Origin of the sequence: Luteitalea sp., from assembly GCA_009377605.1 — a bacterium.
Lineage (GTDB): Bacteria > Acidobacteriota > Vicinamibacteria > Vicinamibacterales > Vicinamibacteraceae > WHTT01.
Map to the genome: position 1 here is coordinate 1 of WHTT01000317.1, position 588 is coordinate 588.

At 71.1% G+C, this 588-nt stretch carries 2 protein-coding genes; both read left to right on the plus strand.

What is annotated here, in order from left to right:
• On the plus strand, positions 1-425 hold a 425-nt coding region (locus tag GEV06_29105; GenBank protein ID MPZ21896.1), incomplete at its 5' end, for a CoA transferase.
• Positions 422-588 (plus strand): acyl-CoA dehydrogenase (locus GEV06_29110; protein ID MPZ21897.1); only part of this gene is annotated, 167 nt, incomplete at its 3' end. The genes GEV06_29105 and GEV06_29110, both read left to right, overlap by 4 nt.

The window sequence follows — 588 nt, forward strand, 5'->3', positions numbered from 1 at the left end:
CATTCGCCGGCATGATGCTCGCCGGCATGGGCGCCACCGTGCACCGCATCGAGCGCCCCGGGCCGGCTCCTGCGCTGCCCCGGGACAACGGGTTGCTCCGCTGGCGGAACTTTCACGAGATCGACCTCAAGGACCCGCAGGGCCACGCCCGTGCGCGCGAGCTGATCGGTGCGGCCGACGCCCTCTACGAGGGGTTCAGGCCGGGTGTCATGGAACGCCTCGGCCTCGGGCCTGCGGACTGCCACGCGCTGAACCCCGGCCTGGTGTACGTTCGCATGACGGGCTGGGACCAGTACGGCCCCTATGCGCACACCGCCGGTCACGACATCAACTACCTGGCGGTCAGCGGTGTGTTGGACACCATCGGCGAGCCGACGGGGCCGCCTCGTGCCCCGGCGAACCACGAGCACAGGGCACGCTCGTGACCAGGAACCAGGCGGTCGACGAGCACGAGCAGACCGTCGCCGAAGTGCGCAGGACGGCGCGCGAGCAGGTGGTGCCGGCAAGGGCGCAGGGAACATCCGGCCACGTCGACCGCGGCATGGTCGCTGCGCTCGCCTCATCGGGCCTGTTGCCGCGGATCTTCCC